The 15,870-nt window shown below is 70.3% G+C and carries 14 protein-coding genes; 2 read left to right on the forward strand and 12 right to left on the reverse strand.

The window, feature by feature from the left end; genetic code table 11:
* Position 1: 1 nt before the first annotated feature.
* The 4 genes from hemC to CcI156_RS00970 form a co-directional block, all read right to left on the reverse strand.
* Positions 2–1,189, reverse strand: a complete 1,188-nt coding sequence (gene hemC / locus CcI156_RS00955; protein WP_011434948.1) for a hydroxymethylbilane synthase — start codon at positions 1,187–1,189, stop codon at positions 2–4.
* Positions 1,186–2,607 carry a glutamyl-tRNA reductase gene (locus CcI156_RS00960; RefSeq protein ID WP_076803996.1) on the reverse strand — a complete coding sequence of 474 codons (1,422 nt, stop codon included), beginning with the start codon at positions 2,605–2,607 and terminating at the stop codon, positions 1,186–1,188. Before CcI156_RS00960 ends, hemC begins: the two co-directional genes overlap by 4 nt.
* Positions 2,604–3,746, reverse strand: a complete 1,143-nt coding sequence (locus CcI156_RS00965) for a redox-sensing transcriptional repressor Rex (protein WP_076803997.1) — start codon at positions 3,744–3,746, stop codon at positions 2,604–2,606. The genes CcI156_RS00960 and CcI156_RS00965 overlap by 4 nt, the downstream gene beginning before the upstream one ends.
* A gap of 185 nt (positions 3,747–3,931) precedes the next feature.
* On the reverse strand, positions 3,932–4,243 hold the full coding sequence (locus tag CcI156_RS00970; RefSeq protein ID WP_011434945.1) for a glutaredoxin family protein: 312 nt from the start codon (positions 4,241–4,243) through the stop codon (positions 3,932–3,934).
* Positions 4,244–4,505: 262 nt separating this feature from the next.
* Between CcI156_RS00970 and CcI156_RS00975 the strand changes: the two genes are divergently transcribed.
* Both CcI156_RS00975 and CcI156_RS00980 read left to right on the forward strand, forming a co-directional pair.
* A complete protein-coding gene (locus CcI156_RS00975; RefSeq protein WP_076803998.1) occupies positions 4,506–5,222 on the forward strand; it encodes a sigma-70 family RNA polymerase sigma factor in 717 nt (238 codons plus the stop codon).
* A gap of 256 nt (positions 5,223–5,478) precedes the next feature.
* Positions 5,479–6,366 (forward strand): HAD family phosphatase, encoded by an 888-nt coding sequence (locus tag CcI156_RS00980; RefSeq protein WP_076804053.1) that lies wholly within the window; start codon positions 5,479–5,481, stop codon positions 6,364–6,366.
* Between the two features lie 25 nt (positions 6,367–6,391).
* On the opposite strand, the gene CcI156_RS00985 is transcribed toward CcI156_RS00980, so the two are convergent.
* From CcI156_RS00985 to CcI156_RS01020, 8 genes are all read right to left on the reverse strand, one after another.
* Entirely contained in the window at positions 6,392–7,501 is a 1,110-nt protein-coding gene (locus CcI156_RS00985; RefSeq protein ID WP_011434942.1) for a lysophospholipid acyltransferase family protein, read from the reverse strand.
* Between the two features lie 95 nt (positions 7,502–7,596).
* Positions 7,597–8,637: an NAD-dependent epimerase/dehydratase family protein gene (locus CcI156_RS00990; RefSeq protein WP_076804054.1), complete on the reverse strand. Its 1,041-nt coding sequence runs from the start codon at positions 8,635–8,637 to the stop codon at positions 7,597–7,599.
* Positions 8,638–8,964: 327 nt separating this feature from the next.
* The gene (locus CcI156_RS00995; RefSeq protein WP_076803999.1) at positions 8,965–9,834 is read right to left on the reverse strand and encodes an S-adenosyl-l-methionine hydroxide adenosyltransferase family protein; all 870 of its coding nucleotides are present in this window, start codon (positions 9,832–9,834) and stop codon (positions 8,965–8,967) included.
* A gap of 294 nt (positions 9,835–10,128) precedes the next feature.
* A complete protein-coding gene (locus tag CcI156_RS01000; RefSeq protein ID WP_003948845.1) occupies positions 10,129–10,227 on the reverse strand; it encodes a 30S ribosomal protein bS22 in 99 nt (32 codons plus the stop codon).
* Positions 10,228–10,323: 96 nt separating this feature from the next.
* Positions 10,324–11,121 (reverse strand): pyrroline-5-carboxylate reductase, encoded by a 798-nt coding sequence (gene proC / locus CcI156_RS01005; RefSeq protein WP_076804000.1) that lies wholly within the window; start codon positions 11,119–11,121, stop codon positions 10,324–10,326.
* Between the two features lie 100 nt (positions 11,122–11,221).
* The gene (locus CcI156_RS01010) at positions 11,222–13,399 is read right to left on the reverse strand and encodes an acyltransferase (protein WP_083342724.1); all 2,178 of its coding nucleotides are present in this window, start codon (positions 13,397–13,399) and stop codon (positions 11,222–11,224) included.
* A 398-nt stretch (positions 13,400–13,797) separates the two neighbouring features.
* Positions 13,798–14,595, reverse strand: a complete 798-nt coding sequence (locus tag CcI156_RS01015) for a class I SAM-dependent methyltransferase (RefSeq protein WP_076804001.1) — start codon at positions 14,593–14,595, stop codon at positions 13,798–13,800.
* Positions 14,596–14,677: 82 nt separating this feature from the next.
* The gene (locus tag CcI156_RS01020; RefSeq protein WP_139341394.1) at positions 14,678–15,604 is read right to left on the reverse strand and encodes a sugar phosphate isomerase/epimerase; all 927 of its coding nucleotides are present in this window, start codon (positions 15,602–15,604) and stop codon (positions 14,678–14,680) included.
* Between the last annotated feature and the right edge of the window lie 266 nt (positions 15,605–15,870).

Raw genomic sequence — 15,870 nt, forward strand, 5'->3', positions numbered from 1 at the left:
CTCAGCGGGTTCCCATCAGCGAGTGTGCTCCGGCGGACAGCATGTCGTCCGCGAGGCGCTGCCCGAGCGCCTCCGGGTCGACGGCGGATCCGGTGACGTCACGCCGGAGGACATCGCTTCCGTCCGGCGCGGCGACGACCGCCCGCAGGCACAGACGACCCGCGGGAGGCGCACCGCCGGCCTCCGCCGCGGCTCCTTCGGCCAGCTCCGGAAGAAGCTCGGCCAAGGCGCCGACCGGGGCAGTACAACCAGCTTCGATGCCGGCGAGGAACGCGCGTTCCGCTCTGACCGCGACGGACGACGATGCGTCATCGAGCACAAACCGTAGCAGCTCGGCGAGGCCCGTATCGACGGGCTGGCCGCCATCTGACCACGTTTCGCCACCGGTTTGTCCCACAGCGGGACCTGAACCCGGCCCGGCGGGCACCAGAGCGCGCGCCGGACCGGCCACGACGAGCCCGGCACCGCCCGTGCACTCGATCGCCAGGGCTCCCTGGCCGGGCGCGGGCAGCATCACCGTGGGTTCGAGGATCTCGGTGACGGCATCGAGCCGGTCGAGCCGCGCCAGCCCGGCGTGCGCGAGGACGACCGCGTCCACCTCACCGTCGATGGCCTTCTTCAACCGGGTGTCGACATTGCCGCGGATCGTGACGACCTCCAGCCCGAGGCCGAGAGCACGCAGCTGCGCGGCGCGACGTGGGGATCCGGTCGCGATCCGGGCGCCGGCCCTGAGCTCGGCCAGGCGCCGCCCGCTCGGGGCGACCAGCACGTCCCGGGGGTCCGCCCGCGGCGGGACCGCGGCGAGCACCAGACCGGGTGGGGTGGCCGTCGGAAGGTCCTTCAACGAGTGGACCGCCAGGTCGATCTCGCCGGACAGCAGGGCGTCGCGCAGCGCGCTGACGAAGACGCCGGTCCCGCCGATCTGGCTGATCTCCCCGGACGAGCGGTCCCCCGCCGTGACGATCGGCACCAGCTCGACGGCGCAGCCCACCCGCGCCCGCAGGGTGGCAGCGACCGTCCCGGACTGGGCCAGCGCCAGCGCCGAGCGCCGTGTTCCCAGCCGCAGCCGGCGGCCGGCGAAACGGGCCAGCAGGTCGGCGCCGGTACCCGTGGCGCCGGTACCCGTGGCGCCGATGCTCGTCGGATCGGTACTCGTCGGGTCGGTACTCGTCGGGTCGATCCCCGTCACGAACGCTCCAGCAGATCAAGGTCAGGCGCGGACACCACGGCGGGCACCTCACGCGGCAGATCGAACAGTTCCCGCAGGGCCTCGGCGTAGGCGTCCCCACCGGGCGCCCCGGCCAGCTCCTGTACCCGCACGGTCGGGGCGTGCAGCAGCTTGTCGACGACGCGCCGGACCGAGCCCTCCACCAGGCTCCACTCCCGATCGTCGAGGTCGGGCAGGCGGGTGTGCAACCGGGCGAGCTCGCTACGCACCACGGCGGCGGCGTGGGCCCGCAGCGCGACGACGGTCGGCGCCACCCGGCCCGCCCGCCGGCGGTCGAGGAAGCTCGCGACCTCGGCGGCGACCAGCGCRCGGACCGCCTCCACGTCGTGCGTCACCTGGGCGCCGTCCAGCGCGATGCGCAGTGCGTCCAGGTCGATCAGACTCACCCCGGGCAGCTCGCGCACCCCCGGGTCGATATCGTGCGGCAGGGCCAGATCGAGGAAGACCAGCGGGCGCCCTGCCCGGCCGGGCAGGGCCGCGGCAACCAGCTCGTGCTCGACAACGAGACCGCTCGCGCCGGTCGAGGAGATCACCAGGTCCGCCATGGTGATCTCGTGGGCCAGGTCGGTGAGACCGACGACCCGGGCCTCGTGGGCCTCGGCGACGCGGGCCGCCCGGGCGGCGGTCCTGTTCGCGATCACAACCTCCCCGGCGCCAGCTCGCCGGACGGTCTGCGCGGCCAGCGATCCCACCGCGCCGGCACCGATGAGCAGCACCCGGGTCCCGGCCAACGGCGGGGGTTCGGGCGTCACGGCGTGTCGCGGCCCCTCGGCCGCGACTCCTCCCCCGTCCAGCGCCCGCCCGCCCGGCGGCGCCACCGGCACGGCCGGAACCTCGCTGTGGAGGCCCAGGCCGGAAGCGGCCAGCCGGACACCCACCGAGACAATGGAGGCGCCGGCGGCATCGATGGACGTCTCGGAGTGGGCCCGCTTGCCGACCCGCAGCGCGGCCTGGAACAGGCCGGACAGCGCGCTGCCCGCCACCCCGGCGGCCTGACCGGCCCGGAAGGCCGTGCGTACCTGACCGAGGATCTGGCTCTCCCCGACAAGCATGGAGTCCAAGCCGCACACCACCGAGAACAGGTGCCCGATGGCCCGCGCCTCGTGGTGGACGTACAGGTGGCCGGCAAGATCACCGAGGTCGATCCCACAGATCCGGCTGAGCTGGTCGGAGATGTYGGCGACCCCGCCGTGGAAGGTCTCAACCTCGGCATAGATCTCGATGCGGTTGCACGTCGAGAGCACCACAGCCTCGCTGACGTGGGTGCCCTCGGCCAGATCGTGCAGGACCTTCGGGATGTCCTCGGCCGAGACCGAGGTGCGTTCGAGCAACGACGTGGGCGCGGTCTGGTGGTTGAGCCCGACCACCAGGAGGCTCACGACGCCTCACCTCCGGCCATCAGCGCTCCCGCGGCCGGCAGCGTCCCGCGCGCCGGCGATCCAGGCTCCGGGGTGTGCTCCAGGCGCACCGCGCCCGGTTCCCCCTCCCGATCATCCCGGGTCGGCCGATCGTCCCGAGCCATCCCGGCCGGACGAGCTGCCCCCGCCGGACGAGTCATGCCTACTTGCCGAGTCACCCGCACGACCTCATCCGTATCGGTCTCCAGCCTGCCCGCGGAGGGCTCCGTCCCGTCCGCGCTCGTCACCCCGTCCAGGCCCGCCGCCCCGAGCGCGGCGAGGACCTCGTCGCCGCCTGGCAGCGCCTCGCGTGCCGAGGGCGCCCGCCGCGCCGGGCGCGCCCGGCGCGGCGGCACGGCGTCACGCCCGGAGCCGGCGCCCGGTGTGGATCTCGCGCCCCGTCTCGGTGATGTGTCCCGTGCCGGCGACGGACGTTTACGTGCTTCATGGAACGAGAGGATCTGCAGTTCCACGGCAAGGTCGACTTTACGCACGTCCACACCGTCGGGTACCGAAAGCACCGTGGGGGCGAAGTTGAGGATGCTGGTGACCCCGGCAGCGACCAGACGATCACACACCCCCTGCGCCGCGGCTGCCGGCGTGCAGATCATCCCGATCGTGACCTGACCCTGGACGATCACCTGTTCGAGATCGCCGACGGGACTGACGACAACCTCACCGACCCGCTCGCCGACTCGCTCGGGATCCGCGTCGACCAGGGCCACGATCCGAAAGCCCCTGGCATAAAAGYCGCCGTAACCCGCCAGGGCGTGGCCGAGGTTGCCGACTCCCACCAGCACAACCGCTCTGTCCTCGGTGAGGCCCAGTTTCGCGGCGATGCAGTCGAGCAGGACATCCACCTCGTAGCCGACGCCCCGCGTGCCGTAGGAACCGAGATGGGACAGATCCTTGCGAACCTTGGCCGGAGTGACTCCGGCGGCGGCCGCGAGCGTGTCCGAAGACACAGTATAAACCCCGCTTTCCGCCAATGTCGTCAGCACCCGGAGGTAGAGCGGAAGCCGCGCGACCGTCGCCTCCGGAACGTCGGAGGAACGCCTGGAAGCCGTGTCACTACGTGTACGTCGCCGGATCACCGCCGGGCGACGCCGTGRCTGACTCATCCGCGGCTCCGATCTCTAGGCGCGCGGTTACGCCCGGAGCTATGGGCCCGAATCCGTGGCCCCGCCGACACCCAGCGTGCGGTAGTCCCGGCGTGCGGTAGTCGGCGCCACAAGTCGGCTGTCCTCGGGCAGTGTACGACTTCGTGAAGGGATTCACGAAGTGCCGAGGAGAGCCGGCCCCCTGATCAGCGACCACCCTTGGCAGGGCGCAGCGCCCACCGGCCGCCGGCGAGCGCCCGCCGCAGCCGGTCCTCCTCCACCCGCCAGTAACCGTGTTCCCGGCCGTCGAGCAGGATGACCGGCACCCGGTCGCCGTAGGCGTCGGCAAGCTGGGGATCGGCGTCGACATCGGCCTCCCGCCACCCGACCTGCTCCTGCTCGGCGACCCGGACGACCGCCGCCCGCGCGGTGTCGCACAGATGACATCCCGTCCGGGTGAGCAGTGTGATACGCACACCGTCGCGGCCGGAATCCGCCTGTTCCAACCCGTCGTCCATTCCCCGATGGTAGGCGCGATCCCCGTCGCCGCCGAGTGGCTTTCCGAACCGCTCGGTGGGACCGAGGTCCGTTCAGGGGCCCGGCCCCGGCCCCGGCGTGCGGTCCGGTCCGGACCTCGCCGGAAGACGCCCTCTGCCTGCGCCCGGACGATCTCCGACTTCCCGCGCTCCCTCCTCCGGCTACACTCAGCTACTAACGGAACCATGTGCGCCGGGCCTTCCGGCCCACCTTGCCGCGACCGCATCCTCCGGAGCCCGGGCTGTGACCGAATGCACGCTCGCCGACCTCGTCGACCTCGTCGACCTCGCCGCCCCGCGCCGCGGCCCCCTCCGCCGGCAGGACGCGATGTCCCCGGTGGGCGCCCGGGAGGACCGCGAGCGAGTCGGGGACCCTCAGGGCGATCCGGCCGACGACGACCGGACGGCGCTCGTCGCCCGGGCCCGGCGAGGTGACGTCAACGCCTTCGGGCTGCTCTACGACCGGTACRCCAACCTCGTGTTCCGGTACGCGCTGTACCGGCTGGGCGGGGATCCGGTGGCCGCCGAGGACATCGTCAGCGAGACCTTCCTGCGTGCCTTCCGCTCCATCGGCACGTTCCAGTGGCAGGGACGGGACATCGGTGCCTGGTTCATCACCATCGCCCGCAACCTGCTGGTCGATCAGGCCCGCTCGGCGCGGCGCCGGTTCGAGATCCCGACGGCGGACATCCTCGCCGCGGCCGAGCACCGAGCCACGGCGCTGACGGCGCCGAGCCCCGAAGAGTCGATCCTGGCCGTGCTGACCCGCCGCGAGCTGCTCGACGCCGTCCGCGAACTGCGCCCGGACCAGCAGGAGTGCGTCGCGCTCCGGTTCCTCGAAGGGCTGTCGGTCCGCGAGACCGCGCTGGCCATGGGCCGCAACGAAGGGGCGGTCAAATCCTTGCAGTTCAGAGCAATTCGGACACTTGCCCGCGCCCTTCCCGCAGCAGGCACGGCCTGACCTCCGGGCCCCTCGCCGTGAGCGATATCCCAGATCACGTCGCAACCCCGGCCCGGTCGTTGTTCCACCGGCACTTTCCCGCCGTCACGTTCGAGCGGCGGCCGCCGCGAAGTCGTGCCGCACCGTACTCTGACGGCGTGCCGGCGAACCATGGCGTGGATCGCGGCGCGCGGAGGTGGCGACAAGGGGTGGGTGGCGGCCCCGGTCACTTCCCGAGCCGAGCCCTTGCTCCGCCCCGGACAGCATGGAGTTGACGATGAGGGTGCGACGACGCAGGGACCTGGCCACGACGAGGCAGGYCGCCGAGGCCGCCGCGATCGCCGCCTTGAAGGTCGCGGCCGAGGAGGTTCCGCGGGCTCCGCTGGACGAGTCGGCGGCCGCGTTCTTCGACGTGGACAACACCATGATGGCGGGCGCCTCGATCTTCTACTTCGCCCGCGGCCTGGCCGCCCGGGACTTCTTCAACTCGCGTGACCTGATCCGGTTCGGCTGGCAGCACATCACCTACCGGCTGCGTGGGCTCGAGGACCCGAGCGGCATCCGGGATGCTCGGGAGACCGCGCTTGCCTTCGTCGCCGGGCGCACGGTGGCCGAGATCGTCCGTTACGGCGAGGAGATCTACGACGAACGGATGGCCGAGCAGATCTACTCGGGTACGCACGCGCTCGCCCAGCAGCACCTTGACGCGGRCCAGCGAGTGTGGCTGGTCACGGCCACCCCGGTCGAGCTCGCCTCGGTCATCGCCCGGCGGCTGAACCTCACCGGCGCCCTCGGCACGGTCAGTGAGGTCTCCGCCGAGGGCACCTACACCGGCCACCTGGTCGGCGGCCTGCTGCACGGCCAGGCGAAGGCCGAGGCCGTGCAGGCGCTCGCCGAGCGGGAGGGCCTGGACCTGTCGCGGTGCTGGGCCTACTCGGACTCGATCAACGATCTGCCCATGCTCTCCCTGGTGGGCCACCCGGTCGCGATCAACCCGGATCCGGACCTGAAGACCGTGGCCCGGGAACGCGAATGGCCGATCAAGGACTTTCGCACGGCCCGCAAGGCAGCCAAGATCGGCATTCCGACGGCAGCCGGGGTGGGCGCGCTCGCCGGCGGGGTCGCCGCCGGCATGGCGTTGCGGCGCCGGGCCGCGGGCGCCTAGAGCACCTTCGGCGCCGGGAAAGAACCTAGAAGAACACCGAGCGGCGCTGCATCAGCAGGCTGTACAGCGTATGCTGGATGGTCTCCCGGATGCGGTCGGTGAGCTCGAACACCAGCATCGGGTCGTCCGCCGCCTCAGCGGTGTACGTCTTCGTTGGGACCGGCTCCCCGAACTCGATGATCCATTTGGACGGAAGCGGGATGAGCCCCAGCAGACCGAACCACGGGAAGGTCGGTGTAACCGGCAGGTAGGGCAGCCCGAACAGGCGAGCGAGCGACTTCGCGTTACCGATCATAGGATAGATTTCTTCGGCTCCGACGATCGTGCACGGAATGATCGGCACACCYGTCCGCAACGCGGCCGAGACGAATCCACCGCGCCCGAACCGCTGCAACTTGTACCGCTCGCTGAACGGCTTGCCGACGCCCTTGAAGCCCTCCGGCCAGACCCCGACAAGGTGCCCGGTGTTCAGCAGGTGTTCCGCGTCAGCCTGACACGCCAGAGTGTTGCCGATCTTACGAGCCAGCGGGGCCAGGAACGGCACCGCGAACACCAGGTCGGCGGCGAGCATGCGCAGGTGGCGATGGGCCGGATGATGATCGAGGATGGCCACGGCCATCATCAGCGCGTCCATTGGCAGGGTGCCCGAGTGATTGGCCACCACCAGAGCGCCACCCGTGTCCGGGATGTTCTCCAGCCCCCGGGTCTCGACCCGGAAGTAGTCCCGGTAGATCGGCCGCAGCAGCGGAGCGACGACGTGTTCGGTGAGGTCCGGGTCAAACCCGTGCTCGTCGACGACGTAGTCGCCGGTGATGCGCCGCCGCAGGAAGGCCAGCGCTCCCGCGAGGGCCGTCTCCAGATCACCGGGTTCGGCCGTCGGCGGTGGCGCACCGTCCGTCCTGGCAGCGCCATCGGGCCCGGCAGCGGCGGTGGGACCCGTCGCCGGGTCGGACGGCCCACCCGCCGCCGACCGGCTTTCGGTCAGCGTCGCCTCGGCACCGTTGAGCGAGGAGCGAGGGGACGCGGCGGCTGGACCAAGGAAGACCTCGTCGGGGGAAACCTCGTCGAGAAAAGCCGGGTCACGCGAAGCCGGGTCACGCGAAGCCGAATCGGCTGCGGCGGATTTCCAAGGCATGATCTGCGCTTCACCCCGGGATTCGTCACCTTTTATCACGTGTTCCGCCTCCCCCCTATCCGATCCCGCACCCGGCGGGCCGCAACCGCCCTCCATCACCCTGTTCCCACCAGCCGGCGTCGGGCCAGCGAATCGAGCATCCTGTGCTCGGCTCGGGAGATCAGATCGTGGTCGATGGTGAACCGGAGCCCGCGCTGGCGGACGAAACTGTCGAAGGTCTCCATCGTCGAGTACCGGGGCCGGTAACCGAAGATCTCCTTCAGCCGGGTCGTGTCCACGGCCCGGCCGTGCGCGAGGAAGTCAAGCTGCTCAGCGGAGAAGTCGACGAGCCGCAGCCGCCGGGCGATCCCGCCCAACACCCCGATCGCGGGGAACGGCACCGGCGTGGACGGCCGACCCGCTCGGCGGATCGCCTGCGAAAGCAGGAGCACACCGTCCCCGGCCACGTTGAACGTCCCCGGGTGGGCGCGGCGGGTCGCGCGCATCAGCACGRCCAACGCGTCATCGGAGTGCAGCAGCTGGATGCGGGGGTCGAAGCCGAGGACCGTGGGAACCAGCGGAAGGTCCAGATAGCGCGCGAGCGGGCTGTCGATCTGCGGACCGAGGATGTTGGTGAACCGCAKCACGGTTACCGCGATGTCGGGACGTCGCCGGCTGAATCCACGCACGTAACCCTCGACCTCGACGGCGTCCTTGGCATAGCCACCGGCGGGCAGGGCGCGCGGCTCAGTGTCCTCTGTAAACAGCGCGGGGTCGCGAGCGGACGACCCGTAGATCGACGTCGTGGACTTCACGACCAGCTTGGTGACACTGGGCGCCTTCTGGCACGCGGCCAGCAGCTGCATCGTGCCGATGACGTTGATTTCCTTCATCGCGGCCCGTCCACCCGCACCGAGCGGCGTGGCGATCACGTTCAGATGCAGCACCGTATCGATCTCCGTGGTGGAGATCACCTTTGCGATCAACGGATGCCGGATGTCCGCGCGCACGAACTGGGTCCGCCCGAGGTCGCTGGTGGGAGCAGTGGTATCGACCCCGACGACGGCCTCGACCCCCGGGTCAGCCGCGAGCGCCATCGCCACCTGCGCCCCCAACGGCCGCGCTACACCGGTCACCAACACACGGCGTGGTCTCATGGCAGTCTCCCGCAACGCCCGCATGGTCCAGCCCGGCACCCGGACCGGATGGCCGGGCGACCGGGCAGCCCGAACCAGGCCGACCGGAGCGYGCCACCGTTCCCCGGGACCGGGGGCCGCGATGTCCGGCCGAGAAAGGTTCACGCGGTCCGATCGTGGGCTCATCGTACGCCCGTCCCTCGACCGCTCATTGCACAGCGTAAGGCCAGCCGCGCACATCGAATACGGAAAGTAGGGGAAAAACAACCCGTCCGAGCCGGACGAGGATCGACGCCGGCCAGGCCCGGTGCCGCTGCCGACGCTGCCGGCCCAGCGGTGATGCCGGCATCACCGCTGGGCCGGCAGCGGAAAATCCAGGATGGAGCGTCCCGGTGACGGGCTCCTCGGCAGCTGCGCCACGACGACCGCGTCCTGGCGCCGCAGCCGCAGCAGGTCGGCCGCTCGCCCACAATTTACTGCGATCATCACTCGACGCAACGCGTCCTCACACAAGGTGACTCCACCGCGGGGCGCATCGCCGTAGGTATGCGTGAACGTGAGCCGCATGACGCGGTTGCCGGCGCGGACCTCGACCAGATCTCCCAACAGAATACCGGCGGCCTCCAGCTCGGCCCGGGTCATGTTGAGCGAGAGATTGCCGAAGTGGTCGACGGACACGACCTCGCCGTGCACATGGTCGTCGTCGACGCTGCACGCCCGCGGCTGGAAACGCGTGAGCGCGTCGGGGTCGAGCCGGGGGCCGACGTCGGTGAGGGCGAGTCCGGCCGCAAGCCGGGCCGCGACCGGCGCATAGACGTCCCGTCCCCGGAACACCGCGGTGGGCAGCGGCAGCCACAGCTCCCGGTTGGAGATCTCGTGCACCGCGGCGACGCCACCGAGCGCATCCCAGGCCAGCGACGCCACGCCGTTGTCCGGGCAGACGAAGGTCGAGCCGTCCGTGCTCCGGATCGCCGCGCCGCKGGTGTAACCGTCGGCATCGAGCCGCTCCACGACGACGAGATGAACCCCCATCGGAAGATAACCGATCGCGCCGACCAGGGTGACGGCCGCATGCCCGACGTCCTGCGGCGCGATGGCGTGGCAGACGTCGAGGACGCGCGCCGACGGGGCGTGCCGCGCGATAACCCCGTGACACACCCCTACAGAGGCATCGTCGACGCCGTAGTCGGACAGGAAATTGATCCACGATCCCGTCATGCCGTCTCCCTGGCTGCGGGCCGGCCACGCTGCCACCCGAGGGAAACAGCCTGTCACACGGTGACAGTTACAGYACGCAAAGCCACATGATACGAGACGGCATGGYGGTACGAACTCGCGACGTGCGGGGTGGACACCGGACGCCGGGGACCGCGGATCGGCCGACTGTCTCCAGGTACGACCGGACTCCCGGGTACGCCCCACCCCCCGGTGGGCGACCCGCGTCCTAGTGCGCTACCTACTTCCTGGCAGCGGCCTGACTTCCTGGCAGCGGCCTGACTTCCTGGCAGCGGCCTACTTCTTGTTGCGGCGCTGAACGCGCGTCCGCTTCAGCAACTTGCGGTGCTTCTTCTTGGCCATCCGCTTACGACGCTTCTTGATGACAGAACCCACGTACCCGACCGATCTATGTTGAGGAAGTTACCGGGCGAGCCTACCCGCCACGGCGGGCAACCATCGGAGCCCGGGTGCTCCGGTACCCGGGTGCCCTCAACTACGGCCGAGTTCCCGCGACCGACTGCTCGCCGCCTCCAGGGCGTCCATGAGYGCCGCGCGCACACCGCGACGGTCCAGCTCCCGCAGTGCCGCGATCGTGGTCCCGGCCGGAGAGGTGACGGCCTCCCGCAACAGCGCCGGATGCTCACCGCTCTCGCGCAGCATCCGCGCCGAGCCCAGGGCGGTCTGGGTCATGAGTTCCGCGGCCAGGGTGCGGGGCAGCCCAAGGAGCACACCCGCCTCGATCATCGCATCGACAAGATAGAAGAAGTACGCCGGTCCGCTGCCGGACAGGGCCGTCACCGCGTCGAGCTGGGACTCTGCCACCCGCGTCACCCGGCCGACCGGCGTCAGCAGGGCTTCTGCCGTGGCGAGGTGCTTCTCCTCGGCGTAGCGGCCCCCGCAGATCGCCGACATCGCCTCCCCGACGAGCAGCGGGGTGTTCGTCATCACCCGGACCACCGGGGGAAGCGAAGGTAGCCGCTCCTCGAGAAGATCAGTGGTGATGCCCGCCGCCAACGACACCACGAGCGTCCCGTTCGCGACCACCGACCCGATCTCGGCCAGCAGGGTCCCGACGTCCTGGGGCTTCACCCCGATGATCAGAACATCCGCCTTGGCTGCGGCCACCGTCGGCGCCTGCACCTCGACGCCGTGACGCGCCACGATCTCACCAGCCCGGTCGGCATCACGTTCGGYCACGACGATGTCCTGAGCGGCATGCCCGGACCGCAGCAGCCCCGACAGCATCGCCCCGCCGAGCCGTCCCGCCCCCATGACCGCAACGATCATGACCATCCTTCCCTTCCACCCGCTTCTACCCCGGCCTGGAGGTTACGGCGCCCTCGGGCAGCCAGCGGAACGCGGATCCCGGCCCGCCGTCGTGCGCGGGCTACCAGCCGTAGCCCGACTGGCGATCAACTCCATGTCGCCCGTCGTACTCGAGCCGGCGTTCGTGGCCACCCCAGTGGCCGGGCTCGTGACCCGTCCAGGGCTCGTGACCCGTCCAGGGCTCGTGACCCGTCCAGGGCTCGTGACCCGTCCAGGGCTCGTGACCCGTCCAGGGCTCGTGACCCGTCCAGGGCTCGTGACCCGTCCAGGGCTCGTGACGTTCGCCCCGCCGGCCGACGACGGATCGAGGATCGTAGATTATTTCGGCGGTGTATGCCCGGTCCGTGGCCGCCGGCCGCTGCGCCTCCTCGCCGCCGTTTTGCCGGCCTCGCACCGCCCACGACAGGTCGGCGGTCTCGGTGAGTCCGTACCCGTACCCCGGCCAAGGACGGACGTAGCCCTCATCGATCCATTCATCACCCCATTCATCGGCATCGTCCGGGCCACCCGCCGGTTGATCGGACCCGACCTCGTACGACGACCAGCCACCGTCGCCCGACCAGCCACCGTCGCCCGACCAGCCACCCCGCGACCGGGCCCCKGGCGGATCGCCGGGCCGGTCGTGATCCAGCCGATCAGACCGACCGGTCGTGGCCGACGCGACGCGTGCCGGCCGGTCTGGCTCGCCAGCCGGATACACCTCGTCAAGGGTGTACAGCCCGGCGGCCCGGCGGTCCCCGTCAGGCCGGTAACGCTGTCCGGATTCACCGGTCCGGTCCCAGGACCGGTGGTGCCGGTGGCCCTCGTACCGGCCGGCCCGCGGGACGGCCGGGTGCGAGAACCGTCCGCGGTCGGGCTCCCGGGCCGGTTCGGGAATGCGCGCCCAGGTGGCGGCGCCGGGTCCAATGTCGTCTCCGGGAGCGGGCCGCGCCGCCGGGATCGCGCCCGGCGCGGGCCCACGGGGGGTGTCGGCCCACGGGGGTCGGGCACGCTGCGCAGGCTTCTCCACGAACCGGTTCGAGAAGTACGCGATGAACGTGCTGACCGCCGCCGCCACGACAACCGACGGCCACAGCCCGATCCGGGGCACCAGCTGCCCGTTCGCAACCGAGATCACCGGATAGTGCCAGAGGTAGATACTGAAGGTGATCTTACCGAGGAAGGCCATCCGTGGACTGCCGAGCAGGCGGACCCAGCCGGCGTCGCGGCGCAGGTCGGCGCCCAGGATGACCACGGCACCGAGCAGGGCGCTGGGCAGGTAGGCGGCATGGTCGAGCCAGTTGGCGTCATAACCGTCCTTGTTCGGCCCAAGGAAGGCGAAGAAGATCAATCCGATCCCCGCGACGAAGCCGAGATCGGCGATCCGACGGCCCGCCCGCCAACGCTCGACCGTCGCCGCCGTGACAGGGGTCATCGTGCCGATCTGCTGGGCGTGCCGGCGGCGGCGCGGCGCGGCCAGGTCCGGCTCCTCGGCGACGAGGGCGCGCAGGCGGGTGTCACGCCAGACCGCCAGCAGACAGCCGATCAGCAGCGGTGCGACGTGCGTGTCCAGCGCGAGGTACACCCGCGAGTGCGGGGCGCCGCCGGCGGCCACGGTCCAGGTCCAGACCGCCGCGAAGGCGATCATGGCGAAAAGCATCTTCAGCAGGTGCGCCCGGAACCGGTCCGAGCGGCTGACAATCAGGAACAGCCCCGGCCACAGGAGATAGAACTGCTCCTCCAGGGACAGGGACCACACGTGGGCCAACCATCGCCCACCGGCGGCAGGATGCAGGACCTTGTACCAGTTGTTGACATTGAAAAAGGCGGAGAGCGCACTCCCGACGTAGTCGTCCCGGAAGGGGATGTCGTTCCATTTGAACGCCACCGTCACCGCGAGCCCGACGAGCAGGTACACCCACATCGCGGGCATCAGCCGGTAGGCCCGGCGCACCAGGAATCGACTCACCGAGATCGTCCCGGTCCGGCTGTGTTCGGTCAGCAGGAGCGTGGTGATAAGAAATCCACTCAGCACGAAGAAGACGTCGACGGCGACGTTGCTGGCCTGGATCGCACCCATGTGGCCGGCGAGGATGGTGTAGATACAGACGATCCGCAGCCCGTCCAGCGCCGGGTTGTACGCGAACTTCGCCGCGGCGGCCGCCGCCGGCCCGGCCGGCGGCTCCCAGCCAGCCGGGGTGCCGTCGCGCGTTATCCTCGTTATCCCTGTCGCCTCAGTCTGCTGCGGGGCAAGCCGCATGATGACCGTCGCCTCCTCCATCGGGCGTCGGCAGTCCCGGCACCGACACCCGACACTCAGGGTGACCGTACGGTGCCGCGATAACCCGAGCGTGAGTCGCTCCCAAACCATGCCGCCGGTCGGACCAATGACCCGGATACGGGTACCCGTATCACTCCGCTACGCCAGCGAAGTCAGACATCACTGTGCGAATGACGCAAGACTAACGGATCGGAAAATTCGGGACAAGGCAGGTACCGGTGGCCACAAAACAACGCCACCCCAAAAGCGACGCTGTGCGCACGGTTCATTACGAAGTCACATCGGCCGAACCATGGCGTCACAGCGCGTCAGAGAAAGGGGAAGATCACCGGACRGGAGAGCCTCGGCAGAGGCGCCCACGCTGTCTCTCCCGCGCGCTACTCGGGAACCTGGGCAATCACCAGGAGCGTACGAAACGGCTCGACGACGACACCGTCAGGAAAGGCGCGCAGCATCGTGCGACGCTCCGCGTCAAGGAAATCGTCGAGGCGATCGCCGATGGCCGCGACGTAGGACTTCGACCGCTGCCAGGTGAGGTAGTCATCGATGTTAATCCGGCGCCGCCACCGGCCGGTCAGGGTGACAACCTCCCTGAAGTGGCCGRTCCACCGCAACTCGTCGGCGAACGGTCGCGCACGGTACCCGCGGTGATATCCGGGGTTCATCCGCTCGAGCCGTTCCTGCTGGCACTGCCACCACCGGTACTCCTCGGCGTCGACGTCGTTCCACCACACGGCGAGGGCTCCGCCGGGCCGCAGCACGCGGGCGGCCTCGGCCGCGGCGGTCAGTACCTGTACCCAGTGCCATGCCTGGGCATAGCAGACCAGGTCGACGACCTGGTCCCGGAAGGGCAACGCCTCCCCGTCCCCGCGCACCGCGGGCAGTCCGGGGCTGCGCTGGCGCAACCGCGCCAGCATGGTCGGCCCKGGTTCCACCGGTACCACCCGCGCGCCCCGGCCGATCAGCAGACGCGTGGCGATGCCGGTCCCGGCGCCGACGTCAAGCACGTCCGCGCCGCGCAGCGGCCGCCCGAGGAACCGCTCGACGTCACGGAAGATGTGGTCGGGATAGCTCGGCCTGGCCGCGGCGTAGGCATCCGCCAACGGGTCGAACAGCGAGCCGGTGGGAGTACGACCAGAAGGGACGGACACTGCGTCATGGTGGCACTCGACCATGGCGGCGAGCCACGGGAACGGTGTCAGCCCCGGAGGTGGGTCAGCCGGCGGTGGACCCGGATGCGGATCAGCCGTAGGTGGATCAGCCGTAGGTGGATCGGAGTCCTGCGGCGGACGGTGCGGCGAAGTGCAGACGGGTGAACGCCAGCGCCTCGGCGAGCTCGGCCTCGCGCTGGGCACGCGACTCGGYCCGCCTGGTATTGATCTCGACCACCACGGTGCCGTCGAAACCGCCGGCGGCCAGCAGTTCAAGCAGCTCCGCACAGGGCTGCGTGCCACGACCGGGGACGAGATGTTCGTCCTTGGCCGAGCCCAGACCATCGGCCATGTGCACGTGGACCAGCCGCTCGCCGAGAAGCTCGGCCATCTCGAGCGGGTCCGAGCGGGACACACTCGTGTGCGACAGGTCGAGGGTGACATGCGCGTAGTCGTCTTCGACCGGGGACCAGTCCGGGGCATAGGCGGAGACCTCCCGCCCCCGCGCCCGCAGCGGGAACATGTTCTCCACCGCGAAGCGGATGTCGGTCTCGCCGGCCATCCGCTCGATGCCCGTCACGAACTCGCGGGCATAGTCTCGCTGCCAGCGAAACGGCGGGTGGACGACGACCGTCGACGCGCCGAGCGTCTCGGCTACGGTACGGGCCCGCACCAGCTTCGCCCATGGATCCRTACCCCAGACCCGCTGGGTGAGCAGCAGGCACGGCGCATGAATGGCCAGAATCGGGATGCCGTGATAGTCCATCAGCCGCTTCAGCGCCTGCGGATCCTGGCTAACCGGATCGGTCCAGACCATGATCTCGACCCCGTCATACCCCAGCCGCGCCGCCATCTCGAAGGCCGAGGCGGTGGACTCGGGATAGGTCGAGGCCGTTGAGAGCGCCACGCGGGCACCCGGAGCGGTCGTGGCCAGCTCGGGCGCTCCGCGCGGGACAATGAGCGAGGAGCTACCGCCACCACCGGGCCCCGAACCGCCCGCGACCCCACCGGACGAGATCGGGGCGGGAGCCATCGCGGTCGGCGACACCGACCGCGCGTCGTCACGCCATGCCTGCAATCCGTCTCCCTGCCGCGCGAGCCGGGGGTTGGCCGTCACGACCGACCTCATCTCCCAGGCTAGGCCATCTCCGCGGCCCCGCCCGCACAGACATCCGCGGGATGACGGTCGGAACCTTCATATCGCCCGTGACAACGGCCACATCGGGCAATTACGCGCATCAAGAACACTTTCTGCAAGGTTCATCTCACCCTCTGCCAGGTGAAGGGAGTTCATCGCTC

The sequence above is a fragment of the Frankia sp. CcI156 genome (assembly GCF_001983015.1).
Classification (GTDB): domain Bacteria; phylum Actinomycetota; class Actinomycetes; order Frankiales; family Frankiaceae; genus Frankia; species Frankia casuarinae.

What these genes read in the sequence shown, in the direction of transcription:
- CcI156_RS00970 (WP_011434945.1), bottom strand. Translation starts at nt 4,243, where the DNA reads ATGGACGACGGGTTGGAACAGGCGGATTCCGGCCGCGACGGTGTGCGT.